Source organism: Rhizobium sp. 18055, assembly GCF_902706285.1.
GTDB lineage: Bacteria > Pseudomonadota > Alphaproteobacteria > Rhizobiales > Rhizobiaceae > Rhizobium.
This window is the reverse complement of the sequence record NZ_CACSKD010000026.1, coordinates 14918-33148: the sequence shown is the minus strand read 5'-3', so window position 1 is coordinate 33148 and position 18231 is coordinate 14918. Positions and strand designations below refer to the sequence as shown.

The 18231-nt window shown below is 58.2% G+C and carries 20 protein-coding genes and 2 pseudogenes; 12 read left to right on the top strand and 10 right to left on the bottom strand.

The window, feature by feature from the left end:
• Nucleotides 1–119, top strand: a 119-nt coding sequence (locus GVL52_RS26695) for an IS3 family transposase (RefSeq protein ID WP_160012440.1), incomplete at its 5' end; no start/stop codon positions are given.
• Between the two features lie 672 nt (nucleotides 120–791).
• Here the strand turns inward: GVL52_RS26695 and GVL52_RS26690 are convergent.
• Nucleotides 792–1079, bottom strand: coding sequence for a hypothetical protein (locus GVL52_RS26690; RefSeq protein WP_160012439.1), 288 nt, complete (start codon nucleotides 1077–1079; stop codon nucleotides 792–794).
• A 120-nt stretch (nucleotides 1080–1199) separates the two neighbouring features.
• Between GVL52_RS26690 and GVL52_RS26685 the strand changes: the two genes are divergently transcribed.
• Nucleotides 1200–1553, top strand: coding sequence for a YbaN family protein (locus tag GVL52_RS26685; protein WP_160012438.1), 354 nt, complete (start codon nucleotides 1200–1202; stop codon nucleotides 1551–1553).
• A gap of 169 nt (nucleotides 1554–1722) precedes the next feature.
• Here GVL52_RS26685 and GVL52_RS26680 read toward each other — a convergent pair whose 3' ends face one another.
• The 5 genes from GVL52_RS26680 to GVL52_RS26660 all read right to left on the bottom strand — a co-directional run bounded on the left by GVL52_RS26680 (nucleotide 1723) and on the right by GVL52_RS26660 (nucleotide 5137).
• Nucleotides 1723–3021, bottom strand: a complete 1299-nt coding sequence (locus GVL52_RS26680; protein WP_244619299.1) for a 4Fe-4S binding protein — start codon at nucleotides 3019–3021, stop codon at nucleotides 1723–1725.
• Between the two features lie 80 nt (nucleotides 3022–3101).
• On the bottom strand, nucleotides 3102–3956 hold the full coding sequence (locus GVL52_RS26675; protein WP_160012436.1) for an FTR1 family protein: 855 nt from the start codon (nucleotides 3954–3956) through the stop codon (nucleotides 3102–3104).
• Complete coding sequence (locus GVL52_RS26670; protein WP_160012435.1) at nucleotides 3953–4294, bottom strand: cupredoxin domain-containing protein; 342 nt, start codon at nucleotides 4292–4294, stop codon at nucleotides 3953–3955. Before GVL52_RS26670 ends, GVL52_RS26675 begins: the two co-directional genes overlap by 4 nt.
• On the bottom strand, nucleotides 4294–4788 hold the full coding sequence (locus GVL52_RS26665; RefSeq protein WP_244619301.1) for an iron transporter: 495 nt from the start codon (nucleotides 4786–4788) through the stop codon (nucleotides 4294–4296). Before GVL52_RS26665 ends, GVL52_RS26670 begins: the two co-directional genes overlap by 1 nt.
• A gap of 58 nt (nucleotides 4789–4846) precedes the next feature.
• A complete protein-coding gene (locus tag GVL52_RS26660) occupies nucleotides 4847–5137 on the bottom strand; it encodes a hypothetical protein (protein ID WP_160012433.1) in 291 nt (96 codons plus the stop codon).
• Nucleotides 5138–5183: 46 nt separating this feature from the next.
• On the opposite strand from GVL52_RS26660, the gene GVL52_RS26655 reads away from it, so the two are divergent.
• Nucleotides 5184–5864, top strand: a complete 681-nt coding sequence (locus tag GVL52_RS26655; RefSeq protein WP_160012432.1) for an NnrU family protein — start codon at nucleotides 5184–5186, stop codon at nucleotides 5862–5864.
• On the opposite strand, the gene GVL52_RS26650 is transcribed toward GVL52_RS26655, so the two are convergent.
• Nucleotides 5819–6457, bottom strand: coding sequence for a UbiX family flavin prenyltransferase (locus GVL52_RS26650; RefSeq protein ID WP_160012431.1), 639 nt, complete (start codon nucleotides 6455–6457; stop codon nucleotides 5819–5821). The genes GVL52_RS26655 and GVL52_RS26650 overlap by 46 nt on opposite strands.
• Nucleotides 6441–7949: a UbiD family decarboxylase gene (locus GVL52_RS26645; RefSeq protein WP_160012430.1), complete on the bottom strand. Its 1509-nt coding sequence runs from the start codon at nucleotides 7947–7949 to the stop codon at nucleotides 6441–6443. The genes GVL52_RS26650 and GVL52_RS26645 overlap by 17 nt, the downstream gene beginning before the upstream one ends.
• Between GVL52_RS26645 and GVL52_RS26640 the strand changes: the two genes are divergently transcribed.
• From GVL52_RS26640 to GVL52_RS26600, 9 genes and pseudogenes are all read left to right on the top strand, one after another.
• Complete coding sequence (locus tag GVL52_RS26640) at nucleotides 7917–8558, top strand: SCP2 domain-containing protein (RefSeq protein WP_306440391.1); 642 nt, start codon at nucleotides 7917–7919, stop codon at nucleotides 8556–8558. The genes GVL52_RS26645 and GVL52_RS26640 overlap by 33 nt on opposite strands.
• The gene (locus GVL52_RS26635) at nucleotides 8549–9526 is read left to right on the top strand and encodes a peptidase U32 family protein (RefSeq protein ID WP_160012429.1); all 978 of its coding nucleotides are present in this window, start codon (nucleotides 8549–8551) and stop codon (nucleotides 9524–9526) included. Before GVL52_RS26640 ends, GVL52_RS26635 begins: the two co-directional genes overlap by 10 nt.
• A 4-nt stretch (nucleotides 9527–9530) precedes the next feature.
• Entirely contained in the window at nucleotides 9531–10457 is a 927-nt protein-coding gene (locus tag GVL52_RS26630; protein ID WP_160012428.1) for a U32 family peptidase, read from the top strand.
• Nucleotides 10457–10873: a hypothetical protein gene (locus GVL52_RS26625; protein ID WP_160012427.1), complete on the top strand. Its 417-nt coding sequence runs from the start codon at nucleotides 10457–10459 to the stop codon at nucleotides 10871–10873. Before GVL52_RS26630 ends, GVL52_RS26625 begins: the two co-directional genes overlap by 1 nt.
• A gap of 328 nt (nucleotides 10874–11201) precedes the next feature.
• Nucleotides 11202–11468: a twin-arginine translocase TatA/TatE family subunit gene (locus tag GVL52_RS26620; protein WP_160012426.1), complete on the top strand. Its 267-nt coding sequence runs from the start codon at nucleotides 11202–11204 to the stop codon at nucleotides 11466–11468.
• Entirely contained in the window at nucleotides 11465–11797 is a 333-nt protein-coding gene (locus GVL52_RS26615; RefSeq protein WP_160012425.1) for a hypothetical protein, read from the top strand. Before GVL52_RS26620 ends, GVL52_RS26615 begins: the two co-directional genes overlap by 4 nt.
• 204 nt (nucleotides 11798–12001) lie before the next feature.
• Nucleotides 12002–12309 (top strand): annotated as a pseudogene (locus GVL52_RS26610) (transposase); the annotation flags it as partial.
• Nucleotides 12310–12326: 17 nt separating this feature from the next.
• Entirely contained in the window at nucleotides 12327–12986 is a 660-nt protein-coding gene (locus tag GVL52_RS26605; protein WP_160012424.1) for an SDR family NAD(P)-dependent oxidoreductase, read from the top strand.
• Complete coding sequence (locus GVL52_RS26600; protein WP_160012423.1) at nucleotides 12919–13848, top strand: SMP-30/gluconolactonase/LRE family protein; 930 nt, start codon at nucleotides 12919–12921, stop codon at nucleotides 13846–13848. The genes GVL52_RS26605 and GVL52_RS26600 overlap by 68 nt, the downstream gene beginning before the upstream one ends.
• Nucleotides 13849–14293: 445 nt before the next feature.
• Here the strand turns inward: GVL52_RS26600 and GVL52_RS26595 are convergent.
• Both GVL52_RS26595 and GVL52_RS26590 read right to left on the bottom strand, forming a co-directional pair.
• Nucleotides 14294–14655: pseudogene (locus tag GVL52_RS26595) on the bottom strand (helix-turn-helix domain-containing protein); the annotation flags it as partial.
• A gap of 162 nt (nucleotides 14656–14817) precedes the next feature.
• The gene (locus GVL52_RS26590) at nucleotides 14818–18216 is read right to left on the bottom strand and encodes an AAA domain-containing protein (RefSeq protein ID WP_160012422.1); all 3399 of its coding nucleotides are present in this window, start codon (nucleotides 18214–18216) and stop codon (nucleotides 14818–14820) included.
• Nucleotides 18217–18231 lie beyond the last annotated feature (15 nt).

Below are 18231 nucleotides of genomic sequence, written 5' to 3'. Positions count from 1 at the left end.
GCGATGAAGCTCGCCAGGACGTGTTCGACTACATCGAAATGTTCTACAACCCCAAACGCAAGCACGTCAGAAACGGAATGCTGTCACCCGTCGAGTTCGAGCGCTTGCAGAAAACATAACGCGAGGGGGTCTACGAAACTCGGGGCTATTCATCCCCTGGACGACGACAGGAACTCCGTATTCAATAAAGATGGAGAGCGTATTCTCACCTCGTCCGCGTTTCGCAGACTGCAGGGCAAAACGCAGGTCTACCCGCTGCCAGAAACGGACTTCGTCCGTAATCGATTGACCCACACCCTCGAGGTTGCTCACATCAGACAGACGATAGCGAAGCGAATTTCAAAGACCTTGGTTGAATACCAACAACAATGATGAGTTCACAGCTCTTCCCCTCAGATGGGGAAGCGAGGGTGCAAGGAATGCAATTAAGAGTCGAGGCATTGCGAAAGCCCAAAGGACTTTTGCACAGCCAAATCTCAATTGCCAGCCGCAGAATCTTTGGCTCGGCCGGCAACTCCACCAGCGCCAAGGGCGAATATCATGGCGTTGTGGCGTATGCGGGTTGCCGTGCTCCGAAGCTCGTCGGATACCCCGTCAATCCATCCCTGATGCCTTCGGTGGCGTAAGGAGCTATCCTTCAAAATGCCTTAGTGGCCAGCCGTTCGAAGGCCGAGGTCAATCCGGGAAAGTTGTCGGCCTTCTTTGTGAACAAAAAGAGTTTCGCCAATGCATCAAATATAGGACGCGGATCTTATCCGCGCCCGACTCTTCCGTTCACCGGTGAGACTGCTTCAGTGCAGCTTCGACCGTTCAAGTTTCCACGCTGCGACGTCGGACGCGGAAACCGCGATCCGCGAATGTGAAGATCGACCGTCTTTGAGAATCTTTGCCGTCGCTATTTCGCAAATCGCACCAACGCTTTGTTGAAGACGGGACTCGTCTGCTCGAGGCGGGCTCGAAATCTCGTAAAGCGCCTCCCTATCGACGACGACTACCCGGTGAGCGCCGTCGTGTTCCATTACCACGACGCCTTTATCCCCAGACGATTTCAGAAACGCGGTGACGAATCTGGGCAGCATTGCAACCTCCATCAAAAGTGATGACCCGCATTTTAAACTGATCTGCGTCGTCGTCTTTGATCAGCATCAAAGATGACGATGCCGTGAGGTCTTAGAGTCCGGGTGAAAATGGAGATTACGATGCGCATGCTGTGGTTGACGATTGCTTGGGCCTCGATCACCATCGGCGTGGTTGGAGCGTTCCTGCCGCTATTGCCGACCACCCCGTTCCTGCTGGTTTCTGCAGGCATATTCGCCCGCATCTCCCCAAGGTTTGAATCTTGGCTTGTGGGTCACCCTACCTTGGGTCCTTCGGTCAGAGCGTGGCGAGATCGTAAGGCGATAAATCAAGGCGCGAAGATTTCCGCGGTAGTCGCCATGACATGCAGTCTATGCGTTCTCGTCTGGCTGGATCCCGGCCCGTTGGCGCTCGCCATCGTCGCCACGGCACTGAGCGCATGTGCCGCATTCGTCATCACTCGGCCATCGGCCTAAACCTGTTTCATTTTCCGAGGAAGATCATGCAAAAGAAGAAGCCCTTCGTAATCGAAATCAAAAAGTCGCGGCGAGTTGCGCTGCGTGAGCCCGTCACGGCTCAATCTACGGCAAGCAACCAATCTGTAGTGCGAAGGTCAGCCGGAAAGCTCCGGCTGACCTGAGTGGATCAGCCTCCCAAGAACATGAACAGCCAAGTTGCTGAGAACGCGGCAACAGCCATGCCCATAGGTGCCGTCGCTAAAATGCGCAGGTTGAGCGACCTGCAATAGACGCTCGAAATCCTGAAGAAGAGTTCCACCGACCAAAGCCCGGCGACAACTACTAACGCTCCACGGGCGGCATCGACGCCTGGCACATTAATCCCGTCAGCTCGGAGCTGGCTTGTTGTCAGTGCGAGAAGGCCACAAAATAGCGATGAAGTCGCGAGCGGAATCATCGCCTGGGCAAGGTGATGGACGACCTTCCCCTTCCGGCGGAGGATTGCCGCCGCCGCCGCGAGCGGGAGCAGGAACAGGACAGACGACGTGAATGCTCCGAGAGCAACAAACGCCAACAGACTGACAGCATCGACTACATTCATCACGTCGTTGACTGATGGATAGTTCGTCAGCAGCCACCAAGGAAGCCGGAGCGACAACGGCCACATAAAGCCCAGCTCGACGCACCGCTCGACCAACCAAGTCCTCATGGCTTGGAACGCTCCGCTGGCCGTCCAGTGAAGGGCTGCGGGGACTAGCCCGAGGAGTATCGGTATGATGAGGATGGTGTCCCATCGAGCTGCCATTCGGCCGGATCCGCACACAATGTCCGCCGCCGGCTTGCGCCATGCGAGCCGGATCGCGCCTCGATGCCCGCTGCAGCGTCCACACATGTGGCAGGCCGAACTTCCCTGCATAGTCTTGATTGGAATGAGGGGCGCGCAGTTCACGCCGGCGATCTCCGCCGGCGACGAGCGTTTCCAGGCGTCCGGCTCGACCCGGAAATGCAAGGGAGCAACCTTCGACACGGTGCCGAAGACTCCGCTCACCGGGCATAGAAACCTGCACCAGACGCGTTTTGCCTTCCCATAGCGCGCGCCGACGACCATCGCCGCTAGCGTCGATCCGCCGAGTAAGAGCGCGGCGGGTTTGGGATACTGGTAGATGCTTGTGAGCTGGCCATAAATAGTCGTGGAAATGAAAGCCACCACCGGCCACCCGGACCATTTCATCCAGCTTGGTATAGCCCTGCCCGCTCCCCGCTCGCTTGCGAATTCCGAAAGAGCTCCTTCTGGGCAGAGCAGCCCGCACCAGAACCTACCAACCAGGGCTGTTCCCAAGATGACAAAAGGCCACCAGATGCCCCAGAACACGAACTGCACAAAGCGCGCAAGGTTGTTCCAGATGTAATCGCTGCCTCCAGGCAGCGGAAGGGTTAGCGGGACAACGAGCAGAGCAACGTAGGCCGCGATCATCACCCACTGCATTCGGCGGATCCCGGACTGGTACCTTAGAAGTACGTCACCCAGTCCGCTGACAAACCTTCCACCAAAACTTTGCGCCGTGGTCATGCGTGAGCCTTATTTGCAACGGGCGAAGCATATGCCAGCAACGCCATCGTCCAGTAGCCGCCCAGCGTAAGCAGGGGAAGAAGTTCAGGTCGAGCCCGGTACCCGGTTAGTCCTGATATGAATGCGCCAGGCCCGGTGGCATCGTCTAGGAGACAACTCGTATCCCAGAGGGGAGAAGTCATCGTCGAGATGAAATCAAGTGAAACGGCCTTGTCCAACGCGGTCATCAGCAGGCCGCTTCCCAACACCAAGAGTAAAATCTGGCTGAACGTCAGAACTGCTTTTTTGGAAAAGGCGGAGGCACCAGACCGGAACGCCAGCAGGGTCATGAGCGCCGCCCCCAGCCCTAATGTGCCGGATCCGGCGACGAGACCTGCGCTTCCCAAGTCCGACCCGGAAAGCATTCCGAAAAGAAAGACCACAGTCTCGGCACCTTCTCTGGCGACCGCAAGTGCAGCGAGCAGGCCGAGCGCCGTCCAGTTGCCGGTCTTCCCAATTCCTGCGGCCCGCGATTTCATGTCATTCGAAGCATCACGTGCAGAGCTTCGCATCCAGAAGACCATACGGAGCATAAGCGCGGACGCCGTCGCGGCCAGGATCAGTTGAAGAAAGTCTTCGCGGTCCCCGTCGAGAAAATCGGAAGCTTCGCCCATCAAAAAGGCAAGTCCGACGGCGGTCAGCATTCCGACCGCCGCGCCGCCGGCGATCGATCTGGCAGCCCGCCGCCGGGTCTCCACGCTCTCATGCACCGTCCAAGCTTGTAGGATGGCGATAACGAGCAGGGCTTCGAAGGATTCGCGCCACACGACAGTGGCGATCCTGAACGATTCGAGAAAGGTTTGATACGTCATTTCGCGATCAGCCTGGCGGGCGGCATGTCGAGGTGGAAATCGTCGAAGAACGCGTAGTCGCCGGCTTTCAAAGAGCGAAAAACGAGAAAGCTCGACGCTCCCGGAGCAAGTACCTTTTCCTTTCGAAGTGGAATGCTCTCGAACTCAATTGGCGTCGAACCGTCGTTATAAAGCTCGATCTTGAACCGCTTATCTGCCGGAACTTCAAGGATGGATGGAGATATTACGCCGTTGCTAAAATGCACGGCGAAAACGGGGGCTTCTTCCTCAGCAACCGTCGGCGATGCCAGGCATGCAAAAAGCAATGGCAGGACGGTCAGTGGCCTGGCTGCGCGCATCAGTAGCCACCCTTCTTTCCGACCCCCGCGAAAACGAAGTCATAGTTGAGGGAAAACGTCTCGGGCCAGGGGGCAACGCCGGTTTCCTTGTCGACGTGGCGGCCAAAACTCATCATGCCATGACCACCGGGATGCACGGTGATCTCGACCGCATAGCGACCGGGACCAGACAGCTTGACATTGTCACCGTAGTGCGGACCATCACTTGCAACCATCGGCTCGAGAGCGCCAGCCTGCTCCGCGCCGTTGTCGAGGTTTTTCACCTTATATTCAACGTGAAGGTTTGGAACCCAGTCTCCTTCTGCAAATCCGTTCGCGTTGTCACTCGTGGCGTGAATGTCCGCTTCGAGATGAACATCGGATTCTACTGCCGGTCGCATCATTCCAGGCGGGTCCATCTCGATCGGCTGCAGGTATACCGCGGCAACCTCCATGCCACCCGCCACCTGAGGCGCGCCGATTGGAAACTCTGCGGCATGAAGAACGAGCGGCATGGCAGCAAGTGCGGCGGGAGCAAAGCAGAGAGAACGAATGCGCAGCATAAAAGGACCCCTAAAGATGAGTGACGGCGTCATATTTAGAGACCTGGATCAGTTCGTTCTTTGCGCTGGCGCAAAGACGCGTGACTGCCGCCGTCGTTCCAAGGCTAGGCCGCTTTGCGATCGGCTGGCGTTTCGGAAACTCCTGTTGACAAGAGGCGAACTCCTTCGCCGAAAAGGGGAAAGCCACGTCCCCAAGACCTTTGCTCAGTTGGAAACCCGATCCATATCGGGGCGCAAGAACAATGGCAAACGACGGTTGCGGATCCATCCCATGGAGGACCGGATGATTGACGACGATCAAACTGCATTTCTGAAGATGATGCTATTTGGAGAGCAAGGAGTCCTCAATGATCTCGTTTTTCTCTGCCTTCGCAATCTTCCTATTATTGCATTCGATACCGGCATTGCCTGCGATCCGTGCGGGTATCATTGGCCGCCTTGGACGGCCGGCGTACTTCATCGGCTATTCTGCCGCGTCCGTCGCCGCGCTCGTGTGGTTGTTCTCAGCCGCTCTGTCCCTCGACTACATACCTCTTTGGGATCTACATCCATGGCAGGCGGTCGTGACTTTCGCCTTGGCACCGTTGGGCGGTTTTCTCGTAATCGCAGGGCTCTTAAGTAGGAATCCACTCTCAGTTTCCGTCCGCTCTTCTGAAGAAGTCGCCGCAGTCGCGCGAATTACAAGACACCCTGTCTTGTGGGGTTTCGCCATCTGGGCCGTTGGGCATATCGTAGCAAACGGAGATCTTCGATCCGTGTTGTTGTTCGGCGGCTTCGCCATGTTCGCTCTCGGAGCGATCCCGATGACAGAAAAGCGTGCCAGGCGACGTCTAGGTGATCGCTGGTCGGCTCTCTCTAGAAATACGGGTATCGTACCGTTCGCCGCCATGTTTGCCGGGCACCGCCTCTCGGTAGACCGAGCGATGATCCTCGCTTTCGCAGTCACTGTCGCACTAGTCTGCTGGCTTATTCTCGGAGGCGGTCACGCGATGCTCTTTGGTGCTGATCCGATAGCGATCTTCGGCTGAGCAAAGGAAGGTTCTCCGTTCCACGGCCTAGACTGATGAGGCAGGGGTAAGCCAAGGAGATCGATTGCTCGAGCAGCAAGATGGTCGATGATATCCTCGACGGATGTCGGCCGATTGTAGAAGGCGGGCACTGGCGGCATCACGATCGCGCCCATTTCGGTGACGTTCGTCATGTTCCGGAGGTGACCTAAATGAAGAGGCGTCTCGCGTGTTAGCAGCACGAGTCGACGGCGCTCCTTGAGTTGGACGTCTGCGGCGCGAGCAAGAAGATTTTCCGAAAGGCCGGTCGCGACTGCCGCGAGCGTCTTCATGGAGCATGGAGCCACGATCATCCCAGAAACGGGAAACGACCCGCTTGCGATTGCCGCCCCGATATCCTTGTCGTCATAGCAGCGGTGGGCGTTTAGGAGCAGCCTTCCGTGCGCCTCGGACCCCACCTCGTGCGCCAAGGTCCGCTTCGCGGCCTCTGTCACGACGATATGCACTCTTATCCCGGCGGCCGTTAGACGATCCACGACAGCCACGCCGAGAGAGGCGCCGGATGCGCCACTCACTCCGACGACGACGTCGTAACCATCAGCGCGCGAAAGCATGCCTTGTCCTTTCCCATATGTCGTTCGCCCTTCGTGAGAGCTCTTCAGGCATATGAAGTTCCAGTCCCCATTCCCGTTCCGTCTCCCCACCGATTTTATTCGTCGCGTCGATTCCCATCTTCGTTCCGAGTCCTGACGTGGGAGATGCGAAGTCTAGGTAGTCGATCGGCGTGTTCTCGAGAACTACAAGGTCGCGCGCGGCGTCGAAACGGGTCGAGATCGCCCATAGCACGTCGTCCCAACGGCGAACGGAGATGCCGGAATCAACGACGATAACAAGCTTTGTGTAGTTGAACTGTGGAAGCATCGACCAAAGGCCCATCATCACCCTCCGAGCCTGCCCAGGATATCGTTTGTCGATTGCAACGACCGCCGCACGATAGGAGCAGGCTTCTGGCGGAAGCCAGAGGTCGGTAATCTCTGGAAACTGACGTTTCGCGATCGGAACGAAGAGTTCGGTCATCGCCTCGCCGAGTACGGACGGCTCGTCCGGGGGCCTCCCCGTGTACGTAGTCAGATAGACGGGAGAGCGCCTGGTGGTGATCGCACTCAACCGAACGACCGGGAAAGCTTCGACCGAGTTGTAGTAGCCCGTGTGGTCCCCGTATGGGCCCTCGGGCGCAATCTCGTCCTTCGAGACGAAGCCCTCCAACACGATCTCGGCGTTCGACGGCACACTGAGCGCGTTAGTCCTACACCTCGTCAATAGCGTTCTTGAACCGCGGAGCAGGCCCGAGAAGTTAAGCTCGCTCATCCCCTCCGGCAGCGGAATCACGCCCGCTAGGATCGTCGCCGGATCCACCCCGATCACGACCGCCACGGGCATGTCCAGTCCCTTCTGCTGCCACTGCCGGAAGTGCTTCGCGCCCCCTCGATGCGCCAGCCAGCGGACGATGAGGGATCGCTTGTCAAGCAACTGCATACGGTAGATCCCGACGTTGACGTCGTCGGGATCGTCAGGACTGCAGGTTATAACGAGCGGCCATGTGATCAGGGGCGCAGGCTCTCCGGGCCAGCACCACTGTATAGGGAGGCGACCAAGATCGATCTCGTCTGCCTGAAGGAGGACTTCCTGGCACGGCGCTTTCCTGGAATACCGCGGCCGCATCGACGCGGCGGCCTTCAGGAGCGGCAGCTTGCCCCACGCATCGGAAAGCGATTTCGGAGGGGTCGGACGCTGGAGTTCCGCAAGCTCTTCCGCAAGACGGGGCAACCCTCCCGGTCCCAGCCCAAAACCGAGTTCGATCCGCTCTTTCGTGCCGAAAAGATTGGCTACCACCGGGATGCTGGAGATGGCCCCCTCCGCATCGACGGGTCGCCTCAGCAGAAGCGCGGGGCCACCTTCGTGCAAAACCTTCCTGTGAAGCGCCGTCACCTCGTGCACAAGGGAAACAGGTTCTTGCACCTCGACCAGCAGTCCTCTGTCGGCCAAATCCGACATAAAGCCCTGGAGATCGACATGGCGTCGAATATTTTGGGTTTCTTTCAGCATCGGCCAGCAATGGCATTGGTAAACCATCGCCGTCTTTGCTCGGGAGCAAATAGCGTTGCTGCGATCGCAACTAGGATGCACCGTCTAATCCAAGAGGCCCCTATGCTCGCTCCATCTCGCTTGATGGCAACTGCAAAATTCGTTCCGCTACCAATCGCGGCTCAATTCGCCGACATCCTCCTGCAGCAAACCCTCCGCACCCACCCGAAGCTATTTGATCGGCTCGGGGAGTATAATACGGCGCGCTTCGCATTCATCCCAAACGACTTTCCGTTCTCGTTCTGGATACGCCCATCCGATCGCGCCCTCACAGTGATTAGGCGGGGGAGCCTGCCTATGGCTGACGCCACAATAAGCGGGCCGCTGGTATTGATGCTCGCACTAGCGGAAGGACGCGTAGACGGCGACGCAATGTTCTTTTCCCGCAAGCTCTTGGTGACCGGCGATATGGAAGCTGTCCTCGCTCTTAGAAATGCTCTTGACGACAACGAGCTGGATCTTGTTGCTTCGATGAGCAGGCTGACAGGTCCTCTTGGTGCATTGACCGCTAAGGCGTTGAATCTCGTGCGTCGGGAAGCACTTAAAAAGCAGGGTGTGCAATGGAATTGATCTGCCCCGCAGGTACGCCCGCCTCATTTCGCGAAGCCGTCGATGCCGGTGCAGACGCCGTGTATTGCGGTTTCCGTGACGAGACCAACGCTCGGAATTTCCCCGGTTTGAACTTTGATCTCTCCGAACTGACAGAAGCAATCGCGTACGCGCGAGCCCGCAAGGTGAAGACTTTCGTCGCGTTGAACACGTTCATGACCGCCGGCAAGGAAGAGCTTTGGTATCGTCGCGCCGGAGAGGCAAGGCAGGCCGGCGCAGACGCACTCATCGTTGCGGACTTCGGGCTTATGGCTCACGTGGCCGAACAATATCCCGATCAAAGGCTTCACATCTCAGTCCAGGCTTCCGCATCAAACCCGGATGCCTTGACTTTCCTAGCTGAAAGCTTCCGCGCGACGCGGGTGGTCCTTCCGCGAACGCTCACGATCCAGGACATCGCAAAGATCGCCCAACGTGTGACCTGCGAACTTGAGGTGTTCGTTTTCGGTGGCCTTTGCGTGATGGCCGAAGGCCGCTGCTCGCTTTCCTCCTATGCCACCGGCAAGTCTCCGAATATGAACGGCGTCTGCTCGCCCGCCAGCCACGTTCGCTACAGACAATCGGGCAATGACATGATTTCGGATCTTGGCGGCTTCACGATCAATCGGTTCCAAGCGGATGAGGCAGCGGGATACCCGACGCTCTGCAAGGGGCGCTTTGAGATCTCCGACAGCAAAACCTACGCCTTTGAAGATCCCGTCTCTCTCGATGTGATGGACCAGCTTGACGAGCTGCGGTCGGCCGGGGTGAAAGCATTGAAAGTGGAAGGACGCCAGCGCGGGAAGGCCTATATCGCCGAAGTCGTTTCAACGCTCAGGGCGACCCTCAAAGCGGCTCCTGCCGACCGTTCTCTCCTCATGGCCCGTCTGCGGGCTCTCAGTGAAGGGCAGCAGACGACGCACGGTGCGTATGAGAAGCGCTGGAGATAGAGGCATGATGGAACCGATTAATCTCACCCTGGGTCCGCTGCTCTATCTTTGGTCGACGGAGAAATGGCGCGATTTTTACTTTCGTATGGCGGATGAGGCTCCCGTGGAGACAGTGGTCCTCGGTGAAACCATCTGCTCAAAGAGATTGCACTTCATTGAGAGCGAGATGACTGCCGTCGTCGAGCGCTTGGAACGGGCTGGCAAGACCGTGCGCCTCTCGACTCTTGCCCTGGTAACGCTGGATCGTGAATCGAAATATCAGCAAGCCGTCGCTCGCGACGACTGCCACCTTGTAGAAGCCAATGACCTTTCCGCCCTGCAGCTTCTGAAGGGCCGTTCACACGCCATCGGGCCGTTTGTGAACGTCTACAACGGCGCGACCGCCCGCTTCCTTGCTGGAAACGGAGCGACCAACATCTGCCTGCCGCCAGAAATTCCGGCGACGTCCGTTGCCGAGATCACTCGAGCGTGTTCCGGCCTGGAGTTCGAGCTATTCGCATTCGGCCGCGTTCCGCTCGCCATTTCCGCGCGTTGCGCGCATGCACGCTCAAAAGGCAAGACCAAGGACAACTGCCAGTTTGTTTGCCAAGACGAACCCGATGGTCTTCCGGTAGGCACACTTTCGGGACAGCCATTCCTTGCTCTCAACGGTGTTCAGACCGTATCGCATTCATGCCAGGCCCTTGCCGAACCGGCGGAAAACGTCAGGTCGCTCGGCGTGTCATCCCTAAGGCTCTCGCCGCAGGACTGTGACATGGCATTGGTAGCGGTGATTTTCGCTGACCTCTGTTGCGGCAAGATTTCCTCAGAAGAGGCGGTCGCGTTGCTGCGAACGGCCTTCCCACGGGCACCGCTCTCCAATGGCTTCCACCATGGCGCGGCTGGTGCGGAGTGGGTATCCAGACAAAGAAACTCGCAAGGACATTGGTGATGATGACCAAACGAAAGCAGGCAATATCCGATGGAGGGAGAGCCCTTTCTGCGCTCCGCCAAATCAAAGCATTTACGAGAAAACCGGAACTGGATTGTGGCTGCTCTTCGGTGGTCGGCGAAGTGTTGGCAAGCTTGGAGCCTTCTGAACGGGCTTCGGTGGTTGGCGAGCTCTTCTCTTCGGCGATACGTCAAAGAACGAAAGTTGCGACGCTTCTCGAACTACTCCGCGAATTCGACGAACTCGGTCCGGCCACTGATATTGGCGAGCTTGAAGAAGCAGCGATGATTTTCGAAGATCTGGCCGAACAGGCCAGACTGGGCTCACAGCTACTTCGAGCGTTCACCTTTAACAGACGCGACCTCCGCGGTGCTCACGGCAGCCTTGCAACCTTACCTCTAGGAGCTCGGAGATGAGATACTCGAGCGCCGTCGATATTCATGTCGACATCCTTGAACTCGTCAGCTCGGGTGCCCCACTGGGTGGCGAGATCCAGGCCACATTAGAAGCCCATCTCATGGAAACTCGCTCGAGCTTCCAGTTTCACTCACGTGGAGCCAGGGTCCAGCTCCCCCAGCAGAAGACGTTGCACGAACCGCATCCACGGTAAGAAGGCGATTTTACACGTCAGAACGGTCGGGCAGCGGCGCGCTGAAAGCAACATCCGTCTGTTTTAATTGATCTGTCACAAACGTGGACGCGCGTCCTCGTTATATCGTGGGCTTCGTTCAACAGGAGATCAACATGGGAAGCCTTAGCATATGGCATTGGGTCATAGTACTTGTCGTCGTACTGATGTTCTTCGGCAAAGGAAAGCTGCCTGAGCTAATGGGCGACGTTGCACAAGGCATAAACGCGTTCAAAAAGGGCCTGCGGGATAACGACCCCACCGACACGGACGATCCCGCATTGAAGGGCGTTGAGATGTCACCGCGCGAACTTCAGGTCGATAAGCCGGTACACGTTCAGCAGCAAGAGATTAATGAGTTTGCCGGGGAGAGGATGATATGATACCAGTTGTCGTCCGCGCACGTTTCGATCAACGTGAGCAATCTGGCCACATCCTGTTTATTCAGTCCGGACGGACAGGCGAAGTGGCCGTATCGCGACGCGCGCTGCTATCAGTTGCGTCGCCACCACTGGCTGATGAGCCGCGACTCCTCGAATATGCTGAGACATTCTGCAATATCGCGCTAACGCAGGCCACAGTGTTCGACCGCAATCCAGTCGCGGAGACTTTTCTCGTGACGGCGAACGACGTCATAAATTGGCTGCGAGGATGGCGGTCCACCTGGCCGCTGGCTGTTGACGGAGCGAAACACAGCTCTCTTCAGAATTGATCTCCACTGGGGGTGTTTACTCAACATCCAGAAAAAGAGATGTGGCAAGATAGCCGACGCCCATCGTACTTGCGAATAGATAGACGAACATCGACTGCGCGATCCAGCGCTCCGGGTTTGGTGGGTGAAATTGTGACAGTGGTCTGCCCCCTGAAAAGTGATCCTTCTTGAAGTATGGCTTATGAGCCGAAGAAGGACATTGGAATGGCAGCGAAAAGACACAAGGCAGAAGAGATCGTCACGAAGCTTCGTCAGGTTGACGTGCTGAATGCGCAGGGCAAATCAATGGCGGAAGCGATCCGGTCGATAGGCGTAACGGAAGTTACATATTACCGCTGGCGGGCTGAATACGGTGGCCTGAAGGGCGATCAGGTAAAGCGCCTGAAGGAATTGGAGACCGAGAACGCTCGCCTGCGCCGGGCAGTTTCCGATCTGACATTGGACAAGATGATCCTTGCGGAGGCTGCCAGGGGAAACTTCTAAGCCCCGCCCGCCGCCGTGCCTGTGTGGACCAGCAAGCGTCGACGCCATGCATGCTGAGGTGCGCGCGCGTCTCGGTGCCGTCGACATCCTCGTCAACAATGCAGGGATTGCGGTTTTCCGCGAGCCGCTTCAGGCGACCGATGAAGACTGGCGCAAATGCATGTCCGTCGATCTCGAAGGTGTCTGGTATTGCTGCCGGGCGGTTCTTCCCGGCATGCTGGAGAAGCAAAACGGCGCCATCATCAACATCATCTCGAACCACTCGTTCTCGATCATAAGGGGCACATTTCCCTATCCGATCGCAAAGCACGGCCTGCTCGGACTGACGCGCTCGCTTGCTCTGGAATATGCAGACAGGGGCGTTGCGGTGAACGCCATTTCGCCGGGCTACGTCGATACGCCCATTGCCGAATGGGATTTCAGCCGCGCGCCCGATCCGTCAAAGGCTCGACGCGACACCGAAGCCAAACAGCCGGTCGGCCGCTGTCGCCGCGCCCATTCTGGACACAGTCGGACGTCCGATCGCTTCAATGGGCATCGTCGGCCCTGCAAGCCGACTTTCGCCCGCTCGCCTGCACGAACTGGCGGCCAGCCTAATCGAGGCGACGCGGAAAACCACATCCAATGCGGGCCATCTCGTGCAAACAATTTCCACGCAGCAGCGCCCGAGCATATCGATCGCGGAAAACCTAAAGGTTGTCGCTGAGCTTCGCACGCTGCTTGGCCGCAACCCGGTCTGGCATGGCAGTGACGGCGGAAAGGTGGTTCTGTCGGACTCGTTCCGCCCCTCCATCATCGCCGTTTCCGGGACCGGCGCACGCGCAGAGGAAACCGACGTCCAACGTATGGACGTTCTGGCTGGCGTCACCCCTGAAGGCGCCGCCGTCATAGTCGGACCCGAGGGCCTTTCGATCATCGACGGTGATGCTCGACGACCCCTCATGACACTTCCGCCGGACATTGCGCAGCACCGCTTCGACTATGCCGGCACGGATAGAAGCGGAAACGTTGTCTTTTCGACCATGGAAGCGCGCGGTCGCACCAAGGTGGGAGGGCTTTACCGAGCCAATCCGAATGGCAGTGTCACCACCTTGAGCGCTGCTTTCGAGATGTGGAGCGGCATGGACTGGTCTGTCGACGGCAAATACATCTATTGCGCAGATACTGGCCGCCAGCAGGTATTGCGGTTCCGCTACGATCCAACGGCCGATCGGCTTGAGGATCGTAAAGTTCTTGCCACTTTCCCTGTCGAGACAGGGCGTCCAGATGGCGTTGCCGTTGATGAAAGCGGCTGCATCTGGGTGGCTTTCTGGGACGGTTGGCGGCTTATCCGCCTGCGTCCAGACGGCGTAGTCGATCGCGAGGTGATCTTGCCGATACCGAGAGCGGTTGGCCTTTGCTTTGGCGGCCTGGATCGCAAGACCCTCTTCATCTCCACCGCTCGTGTTCGTCTTCCGCCTGACGTACTGGAAGCAGCGCCTCTCTCCGGTGCGTTGCTGGCATTGGAAGTGGAAACGCCTGGCCTCCTTCGTCCACCGGTCGATGCTGGATTTTCTAAGTTCCTCTAAGTCAGTTTAGCTCCACCGGAGAAGGCTGGGCACAATGCCGGTTTGCGTTGGCAGTGAAGCGTGTTCTGATCGCCAGGAAAGGCCAGGCGATCGAGGCGATCTATCAGGAGATTTCGGGAGGCGGTGATGCCTGCCCCTGCGAACTTGTTCCAGCTTAGAGACAGGCCGATCAGAGCTGGAGGCCCGTGTTGATCAACGCCGAATAGCACACCGCCGACCGTTGTCATGGACACGGAAGCGGCAAAGCATCAGAACTCGTCACTTACATCGTCGAGGACGGAAAAACCCTGGTCGTTCCGTCGAAGTAATGGAGTAGCCGTGAGTTCGCGGGGAGCGGCTGCGCTTCCTGCGCACTTGAAAAGTCACGGCGACGATGTTCTGAGGCCGCGGTCGCCGAAGTCGCTTCCTACGCGGTCGGCGATGCTGCTCGGACGGGACATGCGGATCATGCCGCGGCGGCCTCGTGACCGGCTTCAATTCGGCGTCGATAATCGCCAGGCGGCGAGCCGACCAAGCGACCGAAGACCCGTCGAAATGCGGCGGGATCCTGATATCCCACCGACCAGGCGATTTGATCGACAGTGCGGCTGGTAAATTGTCGTAGTTCGCGGGCCCTTTCGACCCGTACACTCTGTGCATATTCCGTTGGCTTCACGCCTGTCGCTGCTTTGAAGCGTCGCAAAAATGTTCGCTCCTAAAAGCCCGCTTCCTGTGCCATGTCCGCGACGGTCACCGACCGGACTGCCTTTGCCTGCAGCCAAGCTGCGCCTTCAATAACACCTCGTCGCCATGCGTCAGTCGGTGCGATAGCTTGCCATAAGCGAGGAGGGCGGCGTTCGAGACTGACACCAGTATCTGAGGTCTTGAAGGGATCAGAACGCACGACCCCTACATTGCCGTTGAGCATGATGAGCAGCTATCGTCGCAATATCAATTGGATGGCTCACACCATTAGCGAGGTTCTACTCACTATTTCTCTCGGCGCCGAAGGCTGCCAACGATGGTAATGATTTCCTCCTCTAGATGCCGCCCTCGATACACGAACGACGTCTCGTGGCGCGCGTATTGCCCATGTCGATCGGCGCTAAGCCAGTTGTAGGAACCGATGCAAAGAGTATCAGTGTCAATCGCCACGATCTTGCTGTGCAACTTCGGAAGCTTGTGCAGCCGAACGCCGGTCTTTGAGAATGCCTTTTCGACCGCTTCCATCTGAGTCAGACCATCGGCAGCAGGGCCGAGGTTGAGCAGTGGGTCAGCGAAGACGTCGATCTCGGCACCTCGCTGGACAGCGGATTTGAAGGCGGCGAGGATTCCAACTCGTTCCATTGTGGATGCGATCACCCAGGGGCTAACGATGGTGTAGCGGCGACCACCGCCGGACAGCGCGTCCAGCAGGAAAGCATCATGCCCAGCCGCATCTCGCAGCATCTCAATCTGACCGTTCCCCTGCTTCAGGTCCTCGCGCGGCTCGACCGCGAACTCAAGCGCATTCCGCTCCGACGCGAACAGGAAGTCCGCGAGTATAGCCCTTGGCGACCCGGCTTTCGCTGCAACCATGACATCCATATCGCCAAATACCAGGCAACTGTCTTTTGCCCGGGAGACCATCACGTTCAGCATACTGGGCGAGGCGTCGATAAAACCACCGTCAGCGTGCTTGGAATAGACGGGCGAGAAAATGACGACGGGTCGTTCGGCGCCTTGCAGCGCGTGCACAGTTCCAACGGTCATTGCATCGCGCCCTTCGACCGCGATCCTTCGGGCCGCGCAAGCGTCTCGAATTTCGCGAACCTGGCGGCCAAACGGAGTCACGATAGCGACAATCTTTTCCAACGGCCTGCCATAGCGCGTTTCCAGCCCGACCCGGTTGGCATCAAGCCAGGCAGCAATTGTTTGGGCCTCGAGAGGGTTGCAACGACTACTGCCCGACGTAAGGGCTCGGCCGTCAACATGGAGATATCCGAGGGCCGGAAGACCAGCGTTTTTCGGCGCCTTCCCTCGCAACGGTCGCAGCTTACCCTTGTAACACAGAGCATTGCTGAAGCTGATGATCTCGTCATAGCAACGACGGTGTTCGAAAAGATAGAGACCCTTCTCGAGATCTGGGTAAGGCGATACTCGGCAGGCCTGCTGTGCAAGGCGCATGGCACTGCCATTGGTCGAGGAGATCCCGCGGTCGATAAGTGTTTCGATGCCTGCTTCGCTCGACAAAAGGCCACTGTGTCGGAGATTGCTCACGTCGACTGGCCGAGGAATGGACGAAATCGGCTCGATCTGTTGGGTGTCACCAATCACCAATGCCCGCTTCGCCAACGAGAAGGACGCTCCCGAAACCTCCGGCAAGACCTGCCCGGCTTCGTCTACGATCAAAAGGTCGATAAAATCGAAGAGATACTCGGTCGCCCATTTTCCACCGTCGCGTCGGGTGTAAGTCATTTTGCCTGGCAGACTGGCGAATGTTGCCACGGCGCAGGGGGTCAGCATCATCCGGCGATGCCAGCGGGGAACGACTGTCGCTTTGCCGTTTTTGCCTTTGGAGGCAACGATGCCAGCGAGATCAGCCTCCATCGCTAGGAGCCAGCGACCTTCCCAGTAATGTGTTGCCAAAAGGAAGAGGGAAAACCGAACATCCAGATCTGCCTGACGCTCAAGTTCTGCAACATCGGCAGCCCCGCCGAGGAGCTCCCTCGCCTTGGCCCAGTTCTTGTCCGCCTCATGGAAATCAAGGCGCAGAGCTTTCGCCGTTGCGAGTGACAGTTCGGCGGATTTCAGAGCATCCTCGGCCGCCCGAAGTTCGGCTCGAACCTTATCGTCGATCTCTGAAACCCGCCTGGCATTCTCCAGCCCTGGTACAAGATCGCCGATAGCAAGCCGGGCCTGCGCCGCGCGTTTCTCTTTGACGGAGGTCAAAAAACCGACCACCGCGGTCAACGATGTCTCTGACGCTAGATGCTGATCCAGTGCGGTCCTCGCCGCACGAAGCTTTTCGACAGCAGCCGTTCGTCTCGCGACCTCTTCGGCGCGCAGTGCTTCCGTCGCCTCCGGATCTGGGCCAAGGGTTGTTTCAAGAATAGAGTGCGCGGCACGATATTGGCTGTTGGCGCGATCGATATGCCCCAGCTTATCTACCGCGCTCACCATCCGCTTCTGCAGGGCCGCAACCACGGTCCCTACATCGGGGTTTGCAAGTTCAGGCAATGCCGCCCGTGCAGCCTCGAGATAGACGCTCTTGGCGCGCTCGACATAGGCTACTGTCTCGCGCGCCACTTGAAACTCTTCGGTCTGGTAGCGCCGGGCTGCTTCAAGACGCCGGGAATGCGACGCGAGGAACATCCCGAAGCTTTCCACCTCAGGCAGCCACCGCCCTGCGAACGGACCCACTCCCCTGTCGAAGTCCTTCCCGAAAGCGTCGATAATATTCGTCACTGCTTGGTTGTTGGACGACGCCGCCACGATCACCGGCGGATCTTCCCCAAGAAGTGCTGCACGCACCCAAAGGCCTGCGACGGCCGAAAGTAGCATGGTGGTCTTGCCTGTTCCAGGCGGGCCGTTGACGGCGATCACCTCTCCCGGCGCCGAGGCATCCAGCCGCGCAAGCACCTGCCTTTGCTGTTCAGCCAATGGGAAGTTCGGGTTTGAGTGGCCAAGCCGCCGGGAAAACTCCTGTTCAATCCCATGGTCCAGGTCCGCGGCGGTTCCGGCTGGCTGCGCAACTTGCCTCAGCAATGGCGTATCGGGCTGCTCGGCGAGAAGCTTGTCGTAGAGGTCGAGGATTCCCCGCACCGTGGCGTTCGCATCCTCAGCCAGTTCGAGAAATCCCGAGCCTATCGGTTGATAGTCTGCGTCTCCTCGCGGCCAGCCCTGCGAAGCGGCATCCACCATCTTCCGGCAGTGGCCGAGGTAGTTGTCCCAGGCGTCGTCACCCGACATATCAGGAAGAGGTGTTTCGGTTAGGAATGCATCCAAGGCATTGACCGAGCCGATGGCAAACTCACCAGTCGGAAGGGGCGTCAAGAGATCTCGAGAGAGTGCATTGCGCAGTGGCGTGATCTGCCCATCCCGATTGATCGTTGCCTCCGTCACGACCGGCGCCACAAGTTCCGGCAACCCGCCGGCTCGCGCTGCGCCGTGTGACGACTTTCGCGCCGTAACCAATGGCCAAAACCGAACGGCGACTGTCTTGGCCGCATCCTGATCTCTGAAAACCTGAACCAAGATCTCTGATGGCAGCAGGCCCGTTTTCAAAGCACTAGCGGGGATTTCAACAAACCGCTTGCGATCGGCCTGGGTGAATTTTCCTTCACCCAAGGCACCGTCGGCCAGTGAGGCTCGCCAATAGCTTAGAATATCGCAGATGCTTGCAGTCATTATGTTCGCGCGATT